This window comes from Bradyrhizobium liaoningense, assembly GCF_018130955.1.
GTDB lineage: Bacteria > Pseudomonadota > Alphaproteobacteria > Rhizobiales > Xanthobacteraceae > Bradyrhizobium > Bradyrhizobium liaoningense_C.
In genome coordinates, this window is record NZ_JAFCJM010000049.1 from 1 (window position 1) to 16,414 (window position 16,414).

12 protein-coding genes are annotated in these 16,414 nt (G+C 65.2%); 4 read left to right on the forward strand and 8 right to left on the reverse strand.

The window, feature by feature from the left end:
- Window positions 1-187: 187 nt before the first annotated feature.
- From ispG to JQ632_RS29170, 3 genes are read right to left on the reverse strand one after another with little or no spacing between them, the layout of a single operon-like run.
- The gene (gene ispG, locus JQ632_RS29160) at window positions 188-1,465 is read right to left on the reverse strand and encodes a flavodoxin-dependent (E)-4-hydroxy-3-methylbut-2-enyl-diphosphate synthase (protein WP_212406096.1); all 1,278 of its coding nucleotides are present in this window, start codon (window positions 1,463-1,465) and stop codon (window positions 188-190) included.
- A gap of 12 nt (window positions 1,466-1,477) precedes the next feature.
- The gene (locus tag JQ632_RS29165) at window positions 1,478-2,428 is read right to left on the reverse strand and encodes a DMT family transporter (RefSeq protein ID WP_212406097.1); all 951 of its coding nucleotides are present in this window, start codon (window positions 2,426-2,428) and stop codon (window positions 1,478-1,480) included.
- A gap of 33 nt (window positions 2,429-2,461) precedes the next feature.
- Window positions 2,462-2,953 (reverse strand): transcriptional repressor, encoded by a 492-nt coding sequence (locus tag JQ632_RS29170; RefSeq protein WP_212406098.1) that lies wholly within the window; start codon window positions 2,951-2,953, stop codon window positions 2,462-2,464.
- 157 nt (window positions 2,954-3,110) lie between these two features.
- On the opposite strand from JQ632_RS29170, the gene JQ632_RS29175 reads away from it, so the two are divergent.
- From JQ632_RS29175 to JQ632_RS29185, 3 genes are read left to right on the forward strand one after another with little or no spacing between them, the layout of a single operon-like run.
- Window positions 3,111-3,593, forward strand: a complete 483-nt coding sequence (locus JQ632_RS29175) for a MarR family winged helix-turn-helix transcriptional regulator (RefSeq protein ID WP_212406099.1) — start codon at window positions 3,111-3,113, stop codon at window positions 3,591-3,593.
- Complete coding sequence (locus tag JQ632_RS29180; protein WP_212406100.1) at window positions 3,586-4,755, forward strand: HlyD family secretion protein; 1,170 nt, start codon at window positions 3,586-3,588, stop codon at window positions 4,753-4,755. Before JQ632_RS29175 ends, JQ632_RS29180 begins: the two co-directional genes overlap by 8 nt.
- A gap of 4 nt (window positions 4,756-4,759) precedes the next feature.
- On the forward strand, window positions 4,760-6,313 hold the full coding sequence (locus JQ632_RS29185; RefSeq protein WP_212406101.1) for an MDR family MFS transporter: 1,554 nt from the start codon (window positions 4,760-4,762) through the stop codon (window positions 6,311-6,313).
- Between the two features lie 220 nt (window positions 6,314-6,533).
- On the opposite strand, the gene JQ632_RS29190 is transcribed toward JQ632_RS29185, so the two are convergent.
- From JQ632_RS29190 to pcaF, 3 genes are all read right to left on the reverse strand, one after another.
- On the reverse strand, window positions 6,534-8,222 hold the full coding sequence (locus JQ632_RS29190; RefSeq protein WP_212406102.1) for a methyl-accepting chemotaxis protein: 1,689 nt from the start codon (window positions 8,220-8,222) through the stop codon (window positions 6,534-6,536).
- A gap of 165 nt (window positions 8,223-8,387) precedes the next feature.
- Window positions 8,388-9,281, reverse strand: a complete 894-nt coding sequence (locus tag JQ632_RS29195; protein WP_212406103.1) for a dioxygenase — start codon at window positions 9,279-9,281, stop codon at window positions 8,388-8,390.
- Between the two features lie 154 nt (window positions 9,282-9,435).
- Window positions 9,436-10,644: a 3-oxoadipyl-CoA thiolase gene (gene pcaF / locus JQ632_RS29200; RefSeq protein ID WP_212406104.1), complete on the reverse strand. Its 1,209-nt coding sequence runs from the start codon at window positions 10,642-10,644 to the stop codon at window positions 9,436-9,438.
- Window positions 10,645-10,860: 216 nt separating this feature from the next.
- Between pcaF and mutS the strand changes: the two genes are divergently transcribed.
- Entirely contained in the window at window positions 10,861-13,599 is a 2,739-nt protein-coding gene (mutS, locus tag JQ632_RS29205) for a DNA mismatch repair protein MutS (protein ID WP_212406105.1), read from the forward strand.
- A gap of 116 nt (window positions 13,600-13,715) precedes the next feature.
- On the opposite strand, the gene JQ632_RS29210 is transcribed toward mutS, so the two are convergent.
- Together JQ632_RS29210 and JQ632_RS29215 are read right to left on the reverse strand one after the other, a co-directional pair.
- Window positions 13,716-14,441, reverse strand: coding sequence for a hypothetical protein (locus tag JQ632_RS29210; RefSeq protein WP_212406106.1), 726 nt, complete (start codon window positions 14,439-14,441; stop codon window positions 13,716-13,718).
- 253 nt (window positions 14,442-14,694) lie between these two features.
- Window positions 14,695-16,371 carry a PAS domain-containing methyl-accepting chemotaxis protein gene (locus JQ632_RS29215; protein WP_212406107.1) on the reverse strand — a complete coding sequence of 559 codons (1,677 nt, stop codon included), beginning with the start codon at window positions 16,369-16,371 and terminating at the stop codon, window positions 14,695-14,697.
- Between the last annotated feature and the right edge of the window lie 43 nt (window positions 16,372-16,414).

The following is a 16,414-nucleotide window of genomic DNA, read 5'->3' on the forward strand; positions in this document are numbered from 1 at the left end:
TACAGAAGCAAGTACCCGGCGAGAGGATGACGCAAAAAGGGATTGACTAACCAAGGCCCGTTACAGAAGCCCGGATGGAGCGCAGCGAAATCCGGGAACAGTCTTTCCGTCGCGCAAAGAAAAACCCGGATTTCGCTGCGCTCCATCCGGGCTACGTTTCTGAGTGTTTAGCGCTAGCGGAGTAAAACTACTCCGCCGCGCTCACCGGCGCCTTGGCGCCGTAACGCTGGTCGATGTAGTCGATCACCAGCGCCTTGAAGTCTGCCGCGATGCCCGGGCCGCGCAGCGTGCGGAACTTCTTGCCGTCGACAAACACAGGCGCGGCAGGCGCTTCGCCGGTGCCGGGCAGCGAGATGCCGATATTGGCGTGCTTGGATTCGCCGGGGCCGTTGACGATGCAGCCCATGACGGCGACGTTGAGCTCCTCGACACCGGGATACTTCGTCTTCCAGGTCGGCATCTCCTCGCGGATGAAGTCCTGGATCGAGCTTGCCAGTTCCTGGAACGTGGTCGAGGTGGTGCGACCGCAGCCGGGGCACGCCGCAACCAGCGGCACGAAGGTGCGGAAGCCCATGGTCTGCAAGAGCTCCTGGGCGACCTGCACCTCGCGGGTGCGGTCGCCGCCGGGCTCCGGCGTCAGCGAGATGCGGATGGTGTCGCCGATGCCCTGCTGCAGCAGGATGCCGAGCGCGGCGGACGAGGCGACGATGCCCTTGGTGCCCATGCCGGCCTCGGTGAGGCCGAGATGGATGGCGTAATCGGAACGGCTCGCCAGGACCTCATAGACCGCGATCAGATCCTGCACCGCCGACACCTTGGCCGACAGGATGATGCGGTCCTTGGGCATGCCGAGCTCTTCGGCGCGCGCCGCCGAGAGCAGCGCGGACTGCACCATGGCTTCGCGCATCACGGCGCGCGCGTCGCGCGGATTGGCAGACGCCGCGTTCTCGTCCATCAGCTTGGAGAGCAGCTCCTGGTCGAGCGAACCCCAATTGGCGCCGATGCGGACCGGCTTGTTGTTCTTGTTGGCGATCTCGATGATGTCGCCGAATTGCGTGTCGCGCTTGTCCTTGAAGCCGACATTGCCGGGATTGATGCGGTATTTGTCGAGCGCCTCGGCGCAGGCCGGATAGTCGGCGAGCAGCTTGTGGCCGATATAGTGGAAGTCGCCGATCAAGGGCGTCGTGATGCCGCGCTTGCGCAGGCCATCGCGGATGTGCGGAACGGCGGCAGCGGCCTCCTCGCGATCCACGGTGATGCGGACCAGCTCGGAGCCGGCGCGCGCCAGGGCCGCAACCTGGGCGATGGTGCCGTCGATATCGGCCGTGTCGGTGTTGGTCATCGACTGCACGACGATCGGCGCACCGCCGCCGACGGCGACGTTGCCGACCTTGACCTGGGTGGTGTGATGGCGCGGCTGAGGCCCCGCGATGTCGGAAACGATGGTGTTTTCGGGCTTGTTCATGGCGTCCAAATATCAGGTTTTGGTGACGTTCAGCAATGCATCGCCGGGCGCCTGTACCACGGGACTGGGGCGGTTAACCAGAAAAAGTCCAGCAATTACAAGGAGGGCCGCGGCACCGAACGCCAAGCTTAGATTGTCATGCATGATGAAATAACTACCCACCACGCCAAACAAAGGCGTGATGAAGGTAAAAGCCGACAATTTGCTGGCAGAGTAAGTCTTTACCAGCGCGAACCAAAGCGTGAACGTGGTCCCGACCACCCAGACGGCCTGAAACACCATCAGGGTCAGGGACAGCGAGCTGGGCTTGTGGGTGATGGTCTCGCCGAACAAATAGGCCGCCAGGCCCAGGATCGGGATCGACATCGCCACCTGATAGCCCAACGCCTTCTCCGGCGCGGCGAAGCGCAGCCGGGTCGATTTGGCGACGAGCGTGGTCGCGGCCCAGAGCGCCGCGCCGCCGACGATCATGAGATCGCCGAGCAGCACCTTCGAATCGACGTCCGCCTGCGGCACACCGATCGCCAGCGCCACGCCGGCAAAGCTCACGGCGAGCCCCAGCCATTGCGTCCCGCTGAGCCGCTCGCCGAGCACCTGATAGGAACCGAGCGCGACGAAGAACGGCGCGGTGTAGAGAAACACCACCGCGCGGGACGCCAAGGTTAAGCGGATGCCCTGATAGATAAGCACGAACTCGATGCCGAACATCAATCCGGCGAAGACGCCTGGCTTCCACGTGCCGTCGCGCTCGAAGAATTTTACGCCGCGCAAGGTGCCGACGATGAACAGCACGGGCAGCGCGCCCATCGAGCGGATCGTCGCCTGCAGCATCGGCGGGACATCAGGCAGAACCAGCTTCACCGCGATCTGGTTAAAGCCCCAGGTCAGGCACAGCATGAGCATCAGGGCTATGGCGCCGGCACTGAGGGGGCGCCCGGCGGACGGACTTGTTGGTTCTGACATTTCTTCCCGGGACCGGCTTCTGGCCGTGTTGTTCTATGAATTTGTCTGACAGTGGGTGCAGATGCCTGTGATCTCGACCACGGACAATCGTGGCGCAAAGCCGGAGCTGCGTGCCGCCTGGTTCAGGCCCTGCGCGAATGGGCCGGCCGGAACCTCGCCGACGAGGCCGCAGCGCTCGCAGATCAGGAACGCCACCGCCGAGGTCGCGTCATGGTCATGGGCGCAGGCGAGATAGGCGTTGCGGCTTTCGATGCGGTGGACGAGGCCGTTGGCCATCAAAAAATCGAGCGCGCGGTAGACCGTGATCGGCGCCGGCCGCGGCATCGACTTGGCGAGCTCGTCGATCACCTCATAGGCCCCGAGCGGGCGGTGGCTGGAGAGCAGCGCCTGCAGCACCTGGCGGCGGATCGGCGTGAACTTTTGCGAGCGCTGCTCGCAAACCGTTTCGGCATGCGTCAGCGCGTCCGCAGTGCAGCGGCCGTGATCGTGATCGGGCGCAGGAAATGCCGGCTTTGTAAGGCTCATCGCTGATAGCTTGTAGCATTTCGGCCCGGGAACCCAAAGCGCGCCCCGCAACCGGCTGCCAGCCATGCGTTAGCGGCGGAGCAGCGTCCCGTTAACCCGGCATGCGGGAGATCATAAGCTTACTTATAATATCTCGAGCTTATTGGAGACCAAGCATATGAGCCGCGGTTCCGTCGACCAGAACTTCCTGTTCACGCTGGGCGAGGTGTTCCGGCTGATCCGGGTCTATGCCGACAAGGAGGCGTCCCGCTTCGGCATCACCCGCGCGCAATGGGCCGTGCTGGCCAAGGTCGAGCGCAGCGAAGGCATGAAGCAGTCCGAGCTCGCCGAGCTCCTGGAGATGCAGCCGATCACGCTGACGCGGCTGATCGACAAGCTCTGCGACAATGACTGGATCGAGCGCCGCAGCGACGCCAGCGACCGCCGCGTCAACCGCCTTTATCTGAAGAAGGCCGGACGGGCCCTGCTCGGCAAGATGAGCGGCCTGCGCTCCGAGCTCACCGCCAACGCGCTCGACGGCATCAACCCGGCCGATGCGCACCGCCTTCTCACCCAACTCGAAACGATCAAGGAAAACGTGCGCACCGCGATCCAGACATCAGGCGCGGAGCAAGTGCGTAAGGAGCCACGCTATGGCTGATCAGGTCATCAAATTCACGCCCGAGCAGAAGGGCGCGCCCAGCGGCAAGCCGACCAAGAAGCTCGCCGCCGAGCCGCGCCGCCGCCTGATGGCGGGCATTCGCCGCTATCGCCGCTTCCTGCTGATGGTCGTGCTGCCGGCTGTGGCGGCAATCACGGGCATCACTTTCTATCTGAATGGCGGCCGCTATGTCGGCACCGATGACGCCTATGTCGGCGCCCAGAAGGTGCTGATCACGCCCGATATCTCCGGCAAGATCGACAAGGTCGTGGTGAAGGAGGGGCAGGTTGTCAGGGAAGGCGACGTGCTGTTCGAGATCGACCCGGTGCCGTTCCGCCTCGCGATGGACCAGGCCAAGGCGACGCTCGACCAGGCGCGCACGACCTATGACAACCTCATCGCCAACATCAAGATCTACGGCCAGATGCTCGACCTGGCCCAGCAGGGCATGGACCTGAAGCAGCGCGACGTCGACCGCAAGCAGGCGCTGGTGAAGAACAATTTTGGCTCGCAGCTCGACCTCGACAACGCATCGACCGCCGTGGTCACCGCCGGCGCCCAGGCGCAATACGTCAAGCAGCAGCTCTCCAACGCAAAGACGCAACTGCTCGGCAATCCCGAGCTGCCGCTGGAGCAATTCCCGCCCTACGCACAAGCCAAGGCCAAGCTGGACGAGGCCCAGCGCAACCTCGACCATACCGTGCTGCGCGCACCGATGAGCGGCGTGGCAACGCAGGTCGAGCAGATCCAGCTCGGCCGCTTCATTTCCGCCGGCACGGCAGTGTTCTCGATCGTCGACATCGCCCACCCCTGGGTCGATGCCAATCCGAAGGAAAGCGACCTCACCTATGTCACGGTCGGCCAGAGCGTAACGCTTGAGGTGGACGCGTTCCCGAACCACGTCTTCAAGGGCAAGATCGGCTCGCTGTCGCCGGGCACCGGCGCGCAGTTCGCGATCCTGCCGCCGCAGAACGCCACCGGCAATTTCGTCAAGGTGGTGCAGCGCGTGCCCGTGCGGATCTATTTCGACGAGAACGACAAGTACGTGAAGAAGCTGAAGGCCGGCATGAGCGTCTATGCCACCATCGACACCGGCCATCAGCGCACGCTGTCGGGTCTCCTCGGCCTGTCGGCCACCGCGAACCAGGACAAGGACGACTGATCCGATGTCCGGTCCTGCAAACCTGATGGTCCCCGGCCTGCGCCGGAACATGGTGACGATCTGCGCCATGACCGCGACCATCATGCAGGCGCTGGACACCACGATCGCCAACGTCGCCCTGCCCTACATGCAGGGCACGCTGTCGGCCTCGCAGGACCAGATCAACTGGGTGCTGACCTCCTACATCGTCGCCGCCGCCATCATGACCGCGCCCGTGGGCTGGGTCGCCAACCGGTTCGGCCGCAAGCGCATCTTCATCATCTGCTCGGCCGGTTTCACCTTCGCATCCGTGCTGTGCGGCCTCGCGCAGGACATCAACCAGATGGTGCTGTTCCGGCTGCTGCAGGGCGTGTTCGGCGCGGCGCTGGTGCCGCTGTCGCAATCGGTGATGCTCGACTATTACACGTTGCAGGAACGCGCCAAGGCGATGTCGATCTGGGGCATGGGCGTGATGATGGGTCCGATCATGGGCCCCTCGTTAGGGGCCTGGCTCACCGAGACCTATTCCTGGCACTGGGTGTTCTTCGTCAATCTGCCGTTCGGCGCGATCACGGTGATCGGGCTGATCATCTTCATGGACGAGACGAAGAAGGATCTGACCCTCAAATTCGACTGGTTCGGCTTCGCGGCGCTGGCGGTCGCGATCGGCGCGCTGCAGCTCGCGCTCGACCGCGGCGAGCAACTGGGTTGGCTCGAATCGCCCGAAATCGTGACAGAGTTCATCGTCTCGGCGGTCGCCTTCTACTACTTCTTCGCGCACTCCTTCACGACATCGCGGCCGTTCATCCGGTTCGAGCTGTTCAGGGATCGCAATTTCGTCACCGGGTGCATCTTCATGACCGTGATGGGGCTGGTGCTGTTCTCGACCATGGCGCTCTCCTCGCCCTTCATGCAGAACGTGATCGGCTATCCCATTATCACCGCCGGCCTGCTGCTGGCGAGCCGCGGCGTCGGCACGTTCTTCGCCATGATGCTGGTCGGCCGCTTGATGCGCTTCATCGAAGCGCGCACCCTGATCATCTCGGGTCTCAGCCTGACGGCAGGATCGCTGTTCTACATGACCTCGTGGACCGACCTCACGCAGGTGCCGGAGATCATCACCGTCAGCGTCATCCAGGGATTTGGCTTTGGCCTCGTGTTCGTGCCGCTATCGACCGTGTCGTTCCTGACGCTGCCGAACAATCTGCGCACCGATGGCACGGCAATGCTGACGCTCGTGCGCAACGTCGCGAGCTCGGTCGGCATTTCCGTCGTCATCGCCGAGCTGACGCAGGGCACGCGAAAAACCTATGCGGTCCTGTCCGAGCACATCAACCCGTTCAACCACGCGCTCCAGATGCCTGACGTGCGGGGCCTCATCAACCTCTCCACCGACACCGGCCGCGCCATGGCCGACAAGATCGTCGCCATGCAGGCGCAGATCATCGCGTTTGCGCACGACTACCAGCTCGTGATGCTGTTCGTGCTCTGCACCATCCCGCTCGCACTGATGATCGGCACGACCAAGGCCACCCTGCGCAAGCAGGCGGCCGGGCCGGAACATGCGGTGATGGAGTAGCGCGAGAGCGGCGGCCTCATTCTCCGCTGTCATGCCCCGGCTTGACCGGGGCATCCAGTACGCCGCGGCTTCTCGGCTTAACCACTACCGTCTCTGGAATACTCGATCGCCCGGTCAAGTGTTCAAGCCGGGCGATGACAGTTGAGCGCGCGGCGCCATCCTGCACGATCGCATGCATGAGCCACCAGCGGCCGTAACGACGGCCGCCGTTACATCCGCCTTACGCCGCGACAGTCGATTCGCGCACGGTGCGGACCAGCACCGATTGAAGCGAGGACAGGTTGGTCGACACGCCCGAGATCGCCTGGCGCATCTCGCCGGCCCGCGCATTGACGGCGTCGGCATCGCGGCTGACATGGGCGATCTTGGTGGAGACTTCCTTGGCGGCGGAGGCGGATTCGGAGATCGAGCGCGCGATCTCGCGCGTCGCGGCATCCTGCTCCTCCATCGCGGCCGCGACCGAGGTAGCGACGCCGTCGATCTCGACGATGTGGCCGCCCATCTCCTCCACCGCGTTGACGGCGGCCTGGGTCGAGGCCTGGATCTCCGCGATCAGCCGTGTGATCTCCTCGGTCGATTTGGCGGTCTGATCGGACAGCGACTTGACCTCGGCGGCGACAACCGCAAAGCCGCGACCGGCCTCGCCCGCCCGCGCCGCCTCGATCGTGGCGTTGAGCGCCAGGAGATTGGTCTGCCCGGCGATGCCGCCGATCAGGTCGGAGACCTCGGCGATCTTCTTCACCGATCCCGACAGCGCCTGGATGGTGGAGCGCGCCTGCTCGCGGCCGGCGACGGCCGCCTTGGTGACGTGGCTGGTGCGCGACACCTGGGTGGCGATTTCGCGGATCGAGGCGGTCAACTGCTCCGCGGCGGCGGACACCGTCTGGGCGTTGGAGAGCGCCTGCTCGGAGGCGGCCGCGACTGACTGCGATTCCGTCGACAGCGCACGCGCGATGTCCGACAGGCCAGAGGCTGCCTGCTCGACATGCTGCGTCGTCCGGGCCGCGGTCTCGACCGAGGCACCGGTTTCGCGCTCGACGGTCTCGGCCATGTCGAGCAGGGCCTTGCGCTTGGCGGCGCTCGCCTCCTGCTCGGCGCGCAACTGCTCGTCGCGAAGGCGGGCGTTGTCCTGCCCGCTATGCTTGAACACGGCGAGCGCGCTGGCCATCGAGCCGACCTCGTCACGCCGGTTGGCATAGGGCACTTCCGCACTGAGATCGCCGGTCGCGAGCTTTTGCATCGCCTCGGTCATGCGCGCGATCGGGCGGATGACGCCGAGCATGATGAAGGCAAGGCCACCGGCGATCAGCGCCAGCACGGCCGCCGACACGCCCCACACGACATAGGAGATCGTGGCGTCGCGGTCGGCGGCGAGCTTCTCCATGTCGGAATTCTGCTTGTTGGCGCGCTCCACGATCCAATCGATGACGGTGCGGTGCGCGGTATAGGCCTCCTTGAGCTGGGCATAGGCGCGCTCGGCCGCGGCCGCGTCCTTGCCCTTCAGCGCCGGCAGGAGCTGATCGGCGGCCTTGAAGAATTTTTGCACCTCGGCATCGGATTTTTGCACCAGCGCGGCCTTCAATTCGCTCGTCAGGCTGGAGCCGGTCCAGAAGGTCTTGCGGTCGTCATAGTCCTTGCGAAGCTGGACCAGGCGTTCGCTGTGAGCGGCCAGTTGATCCGGCTCCCGCATCGCCAGCGTCGCCTCGAGATAGGCCTCGATCACATAGGCCGGTGGCGGCAGGATGTCGGCGACGAGATCATTGCCGAGCTTGATGTCTGAATAGAGGGGGCCGCCGACCTTGAGCTCGCGCAACGCGTAGGCGCCGGTGGCAACGACGGCGGTGAAGCCGAGCACCAGCAAGAGGCCGAAGGCAATGATGGCTGAGGAAATCGACAGGCGCATTTTCATGGGCAATCCGACATTAGGAATCGCCAGAAGATACGGACTACTCGTCAACGGAAGCTGAAGAGTCGCATCCGAACCCGGAAAAGTTGTAGGCCGTAGAACCACGGAGCTGCCGCAGCCGTTGCGTTGCGTGCGCTCAGCAAGAGATGGGGGCAGTCCCGTGCCGCGCTACTTGATCGGCGGGCGCGGCAGCACCGCCTCGCCGGCCTCCAGCCGGTAGACATGATCGAGCGAGTACCAGGGCGCCGTCACGCCGGAATCGTCTGGATGCGGTGCATCATGGCGCACAAAATTGCCGATCAACGCCTTGGTCACGCCGAACTGCACGTCGCTGTCGAGATGCGGGTCGTTGGGATCGTAGACCTGCGAGATCAGCACCTTGAATCCCGGCTTGAAGATCAGGGCATGCAGGTGCGCGGGCCGATAGGGGTGCCGGCCCTGCGCCTTCAGGAGACGGCCGACGACACCGTCGGTGGGAATGGGATAGCCGACCATCATCACCGAGCGGAAGGCGAAGCGGCCGTCCTGGTCGGTCGTGAACTTGCCGCGCAGGTTCATGTCGGCCTGATCGGGGTCCTGGTTCTCGTAGAAGCCGACCGGCGAGGCGTGCCAGACGTCGACCTCGGCGCCCGCGACGGGACGGCCCTGCTTGTCCACGACGCGGCCGCTGACGAACAGCGGCGCGCCCGGGGTCTCGGAGCGGACAATCGAGCCGCCATTCTCCACCCGCGGAGAGTTCATGCGCCAGAACGGGCCGAGCAGCGACTGGTCGGTCTCGGTGTTGCCCTGGTCGCCATTGTTGAGGAGGCAGACCAGCGGCGAGACGCCGAGCGAGCCCGCCATCAGCACCGCTTCATTGTGCGTGTCGGTCGTCAGCTTGCCGAGCTCGACCAGGATCGCGGCGGCCTCCCGGAATTCCGCCTCCGTCAGGCGGACGTCGCGGACGAAGCCGTGCAGATGCTTGACCAGCGAGACCATGATCTGGCGCAGCCGCGGATCGGACGTCCGCTCCATCACCGCCAGCGCCGCCGCCGTCACGTCCTGCTCGCGCTCGATGATCATGCATTGATCCTCTCACCTTGCGTCATGGCCGGGCTTGTCCCGGCCATCCACGACCTGCTTCTCGCGGCACCAAGAACGTGGATGCCCGGGACAAGCCCGGGCATGACGAGTCTGTGGCGCCCCGCCCCGGGATGACGGAACGCTGTGCGTTCTGTCAGTTCAGCTTCTCGATCGCGACCGCGACGCCCTGGCCGACGCCGACGCACATGGTGGCGAGCGCGAGCTTGCCGCTGCGCTTCTCCATGCCGTGCACGGCGGTGAGCACCAGCCGCGCGCCGCTCATGCCGAGGGGATGGCCGAGCGCGATGGCGCCGCCATGCGGATTGACGAAATCGGCATCGTCGGCGACGCCGAGCTGGCGCATGCAGGCGATGCCTTGCGAGGCGAAGGCTTCGTTGAGCTCGATCAGGTCGAAATCACTGATCTTCTTGCCGAGCCGCTCCATCAGCTTGCGGGTCGCCGGCACGGGGCCAATGCCCATGATGCGCGGCGGCACGCCGGCCGAAGCAAGGCCGAGGATGCGCGCGCGGGGCGTAAGGCCATGCTTCTTCACCGCGGCTTCGGAGGCCAGGATCATCGCGGCGGCGCCGTCATTGACGCCCGAGGCATTGCCGGCGGTGACCGTGCCGGGATTGCGCACGATCGGCTTCAGCTTTGCCAGGCCTTCCAGCGTCGTCTCGGGGCGCGGATGCTCGTCCTTGTCGACCGTAACAGGTCCGGCCTTGCCGCCGGGCACCGAGATCGGCGTGATCTCTTCGGCAAAGTAGCCGGCCGCGATCGCCGCGCCCGCGCGCTGCTGCGAGCGGATCGCGAAGGCGTCCTGGTCGGCGCGCGAAACCTGGAACTCCTCGGCAACGTTCTCGCCCGTCTCCGGCATCGCATCGACGCCGTACTGCGCCTTCAAGAGCGGATTGATGAAGCGCCAGCCGATGGTGGTGTCAAAAATCTCATTGGAGCGCGAAAAGGCTTCCTGCGCCTTGCCCATCACGAAGGGCGCGCGCGTCATGGATTCGACGCCGCCGGCAATCGCGAGCTCGATCTCGCCGGAGCGGATGGCACGGCCCGCCGCGCCGACCGCATCGAGGCCGGAGGCACAGAGCCGGTTCAAGGTCTGGCCGGGAACCGAATCCGGCAGGCCCGCCAGCAGCAGCGCCATGCGCGCAACGTTGCGGTTGTCCTCGCCGGCCTGGTTGGCGCAGCCGAAGAAGACTTCGTCCACCTGCGACCAGTCGAGCTTGGGATGTTTTGCCATCAGCGCCTTGATCGGCGCGGCCGCGAGGTCGTCGGCGCGGACCTTTGCGAGCGAACCGCCGAAGCGGCCGATGGGGGTGCGGATCGCATCGCAGATAAAGACATCACGCATCGGACTTTCTCCCTGAACGGCGCGGTTCGGCCAAATTTCTTCAATGTCGGCCGAGTTTTAGGAGGCCGCCCGCAGCCGGTCAATTGACGGTTTCGCGGGGCGCCGCATGGCTCGCGGCGCTGCCACGCATGCCGCCGTGCGGACAGCGTGGAAAACCCCTTTTGCCGGGCCAAAGCGATAGGACCGATGGACGAAATTTTGTACGTTGCGCCGCCTATGACAGTGCAACAGCCCATCCCCGCACCGGATCCCGAGCCCGCGCCCGTACCACAGGCGGAAGCGCCCGCGCGCGTCACGCCGATGATGGAGCAGTATCTGGAGATCAAGGCGGCCCATCCCGGGTTGCTCCTGTTCTACCGGATGGGCGATTTCTACGAGCTGTTCTTCGAGGACGCCGAGATCGCCTCAAAGACGCTCGGCATCGTCCTGACCAAGCGCGGCAAGCATCAGGGCGCCGATATCCCGATGTGCGGCGTGCCGGTCGAGCGCTCCGAGGATTATCTGCACCGCCTGATTTCGGCCGGCCACCGGGTCGCGGTGTGCGAGCAGACCGAGGATCCCGCCGCCGCCAAAGCCCGCGGCAACAAGAGCGTGGTGCGCCGCGGCGTGGTGCGGCTGGTCACGCCGGGCACGCTGACCGAAGACACCCTGCTCGACGCGCGCACCAACAACTACCTGCTGTCGATCGCCCGCGCCCGCTCCTCGTCGGGCGGCGATCGCTTTGGGCTGGCCTGGATTGATATCTCGACCGCCGAATTCATGGTGACGGAATGTTCCGGCGGCGAGCTCGCCGCGACCCTGGCGCGCATCAACCCGAACGAGGCCATCGTCACCGACGCGCTCTATAGTGACAGCGAGCTCGGGCCGACCTTGCGCGAATTGCCGGCGGTGACGCCGCTGACCCGCGACGTCTTCGATGGCGCCACCGCCGAGAAGCGGCTGTGCGATTACTTTGCAGTCGCGACCATGGACGGGCTGGCACAGCTCTCGCGGCTGGAGGCCACCGCCGCGGCCGCGGCCGTCACCTATGTCGACCGCACCCAGGTCGGAAAACATCCGCCGCTGTCGCCGCCCGCGCGCGAAGCCTCGGGCGCCACCATGGCGATCGATCCGGCCACCCGCGCCAATCTCGAACTGACGCGGACGCTCGCGGGAGAACGTCGCGGCTCGCTGCTCGACGCGATCGACTGCACCGTGACCTCGGCCGGCTCCCGCCTGCTCGCGCAGCGGCTCGCAGCGCCACTGACGGACTCCGCAGCCATCGCGCGGCGACTCGATGCCGTCAGCGCGTTCGTTGGCGACTCGGCCGCGCGCGAGGACATCCGCAGCATTTTGCGCGGCGCGCCGGACATGTCGCGCGCGCTGGCGCGGTTGTCGGTCGGCCGCGGCGGTCCGCGCGACCTCGCCGGCCTGCGCGACGGCATTTTGGCCGCCGACCAGGCGCTGGCGCGGCTCGCCGAGCTCGACCAGCCCCCGCAGGAGATCGCCGCGGTCATGGCGGCGCTGAAGCGCCCGTCCCGCGAGCTCGCCGCGGAGTTTGAAAGCGCGCTTGCCGAACAGCTTCCGCTGATCAAGCGCGACGGCGGTTTCGTCCGCGAAGGCTATGAGCCCGCGCTCGACGAGGCCCGCAGCCTGCGCGATGCATCGCGCCTGGTCGTGGCCTCGATGCAGGCGCGCTACGCCGACACGACCTCCATCAAGGGCCTAAAAATCCGGCACAACAACGTGCTCGGCTATTTCGTCGAGGTCACCGCGCAGCACGGCGACAAGCTGATGTCGCCGCCGCTCAACGCGACCTTCATCCATCGCCAGACCCTCGCCGGCCAGGTGCGCTTCACCACCTCGGAACTCGGCGAGATCGAAGCGAAGATCGCCAATGCCGGCGACCGTGCGCTCGGCCTCGAGCTCGAGATTTTTGACCGGCTCTCTGCCAAGGCGCTTGCGATCAGCGACGATCTGCGCGCCGCCGCATACGCCTTCGCGCTGCTTGATGTCGCGACTGCGCTAGCCAAGCTCGCGGTCGACGAGAATTACGTGCGACCGGAGGTCGACGGCTCCCTTGGCTTTGCGATCGAAGCCGGCCGCCATCCGGTGGTCGAACAGGCCTTGAAGCGCAATGGCGAGCCGTTCATCGCCAATGCCTGCGATCTCTCGCCGGCACCGGCACAGAAGTCCGGCCAGCTCTGGCTGCTGACCGGTCCCAACATGGCCGGTAAATCGACCTTCTTGCGCCAGAACGCACTGATTGCCCTGCTTGCGCAGATCGGCAGTTTCGTGCCGGCCGCGCGCGCCCGCATCGGCATCGTCGACCGGCTGTTCTCGCGCGTCGGCGCCGCCGACGATCTCGCGCGCGGACGTTCGACCTTCATGGTGGAGATGGTCGAGACTGCGGCGATCTTGAATCAAGCCGGCGAGCGTTCGCTTGTGATCCTCGACGAGATCGGGCGCGGCACCGCCACCTTCGACGGCCTCTCGATCGCCTGGGCCGCGATCGAGCACCTGCACGAAAGCAATCGCTGCCGCACGCTCTTTGCAACCCATTATCACGAGCTCACAGCGCTCTCGGCAAAGCTGCCGCGGATGTTCAACGCCACGGTGCGCGTCAAGGAATGGCAGGGCAACGTCGTGTTCCTGCACGAGGTGCTGCCGGGCTCGGCCGACCGCTCCTACGGCATCCAGGTCGCAAAACTCGCAGGCCTGCCGCCGGCGGTGATCACGCGCGCAAAGTCCGTGCTGGCAAAGCTGGAGGCACAAGACCGCGGCCAGACCGCCCGCGCGCTGGTCGACGACCTCCCCCTGTTCGCCGTCCCCTCGCGCGCCGCCGCCGAGGCCGCCCCGCCGAGCGAGGCGGAGCAGTTGATGGATGCCGTGAAGGCGCTGCACCCGGACGAGATGTCCCCGCGCGAGGCGCTCGATGCGCTCTATGCGCTGAAGGCCAAGCTGCCAAAACAGTGACAGTGCTGTAGGGTGGGTTAGCAGGGCGGCTGCGCAAAGCGCAGTCCGCTCGGCGTAACCCACCTCTTTGGTTTCCGCGGCGACAGAAGTGGTGGGTTACGCTTCGCTAACCCACCCTACAAAGCGCGCCAGCCGTCAGGCCTGGCAAACGGCTCGATCAGCTTCAAGGTGGCGGCGAAGCGGATGCTGAGCTTGCCGACGAGCGCGGTCGCTTCCATGTCGGCACCTTTGTCGTCGCAGCGGCCGGAGAAGCCGATGCCTACCTCATAGCCGCCGAACAAGGGATGCTCGCTCTTCGCCGGCGTGTGTTCCTGATTGACGAATTCGCCCTTCCAGCGGCCATTCGCCGAAGAGTACGCGCCAAGATAATAAAAGAAGGCGTCGCCGCCGAGGATGCGGCCGTCGCGCAGCAGCATCACGCCCGTATGGCCGCCGGCAATTCCATCCAGCATCCGGATGTCGATCGAATAAAGTCCGCTGACGATGCCGCCCTCGCCGACCCGACCTGCCGGCGGAACGTCATCATCGCCGAGCGGCGTCATCACGGCGCGAAACACCGAGGCGTCCTCGACCACGTCTCCCTCGAAGCGGTAGAGATTGCCCTGCGGTCGGCCGCGAATGCTGATCGTGACGGAGTCGGAACTGACCAGCGACCTGTGGTGCCGCGACCGGCTGTGGCGCTTCGTCCGGAGCCTGGCGACGATTTCGCCGTCCACAATCTCGTAGGTGCCGAGGTGGGCGAAGGCCGTGTTGCCGCCAAGCATTTTCCCGGCATGGGCGTACAGCACGCTGCGGCCGGAGCCGTCGTTGATATCGTATTCGACCTTGTACAATCCCTCCACCGCACGCCCCGATCTTGCTCTTCTACCAGCTTAGCGGGTCTGCGGGCCCCGAACACTAACTATCCTGACGCAGGGCTGATAATCGCAAGCTAAGCGTACACGCGCGGCCAGGGCCGTAGGGTGGGTTAGCGCAGCGGCTGCGCGAAGCGCAGTCCGCTCGGCGTAACCCACCGCTTCTCTGCCAACTGGAAACCAAAGAGGTGGGTTACGCTGCGCTAACCCACCCTACGGTTCCCATGCTTCTGCGGGCCTGCTACGCCCTCGCCGCGATCGCGGCGGCTTCCGCGGCGGCACGCTGCATGCTGGTCGACATCTCGTTCGTCACCGTGCTCTGCTCCTCGATCGCGGCCGCCGTCGAGGTGACGTATTCGCTGACATTGTTGATCGCCTGCTTGATCGAGGAGAGCGCGCTCACGACGTCGCCGGAGATGCCGTTGAGGCTGCCGATCTCCTGGCCGATCTTGTCGGTCGCCTGCTTGGCCTGGTTGGCAAGGCTCTTGACCTCGGAGGCGACCACCGCAAAGCCCCGGCCCGCTTCGCCCGCGCGCGCGGACTCGATCGTGGCGTTGAGCGCCAGCAGGTTGATCTGACCGGTGATGTTGTTGATCATCTCGACGATGCCGCTCATCGACTGCGCGGCCTCGGTCAGGCGCTGCGCCTGCTGGTCGGCCGAGGCGACCTGGTCCACCGCGCTCATCGCCGTCTCGCGCGACTTGGTCATCGCCTCCGAAATCTCCCGCACCGAGGCGTTGAGTTCCTCGGAGCCGGCGGCGACCGATTCCATCATGCCACGGACGCGCTCATTGCCCATGCGGACCAGCACCTGCTTGGTGGTGTCGGTGGCGTATTTGACGACCTTGAACGGCTTGCCGTTGAGATCGAGGATCGGGTTGTAGGACGCCTGGATGTAGACTTCCTTGCCGCCCTTGCCGATGCGCTTGTATTCGGCCGCCTGGTACTGGCCGCGGTTGAGCGCGGCCCAGAACTCGCGATAGCCGGAGCTGTCGCGCTCCGACGGTTCGACGAACATGCTGTGATGCCTGCCCTTGATCTCGGCCAGCGAATAGCCGAGTGCACCGAGGAAGTTGCCGTTGGCCGTGACGATCGTGCCGTCCATGTTGAACTCGATCACCGCCTGCGCCTTGTCGATCGCCGCGATCTGGCCCGCGAGGTCGGCGGTTCTCAGCTTCTGTTGTGTCACGTCGGTCGCAAACTTGACGACCTTGAACGGCTTGCCCCTCTCGTCCAGCACCGGATTGTAGGAGGCAAGGATCCAGACCTCCTTGCCACCCTTGCCGATGCGCTTGAATTCGCCGGCCTGAAGCTCGCCACGGCGGAGCGCAGCCCAGAACTCCCGGTATGCGGGGCTGTCGCGCTCAGCCTGCGGCATGAACAGGCTGTGATGCCTGGCGCGAATCTCGTCCAGGGAGTAGCCGAGCGTATTCAAGAAATTGTCGTTGGCGGTGATGATGTTGCCGTCGAGATCGAATTCGATCACCGCTTGCGCGCGGCTAATGGCTGCTGCCTGCGCGGCATAGCTCAGGTTTTGCAGGCGAACCGACGCGTCGGCCCATTCGACCACCGTGCCCGCGCGCTTCCCGTCGGGATGCTTCAAGGGTGTCGCGACGAGGTCGAAAGACCACTTGCCGACACTTATCGTGGCACGGTGCTTCGCGTTGAGCGCTTCGAGCATCCGCCGCTGATGGCTTGGGTTCTTGTGAAAGACGTCGATGTTCGTTCCGACCAGATTGTCGACACTGAACTTCGGAAGCTCCTTCTTCAAATCAGCTTCGGCTTCTCGGAGCAGTCTCTTCACGGCATCGTTCACATAGACGATGTTCAGATTTTCGTCCGCGATCATGATGTTTGCATCGACCACTTTGGCCGCGAGAAACGTGTAGGCATCTCCATGGGGCTTACGACCAAACATCGAAACGATCTCCAGATCAAAACGTGGCCATTGGTCGGGCCGC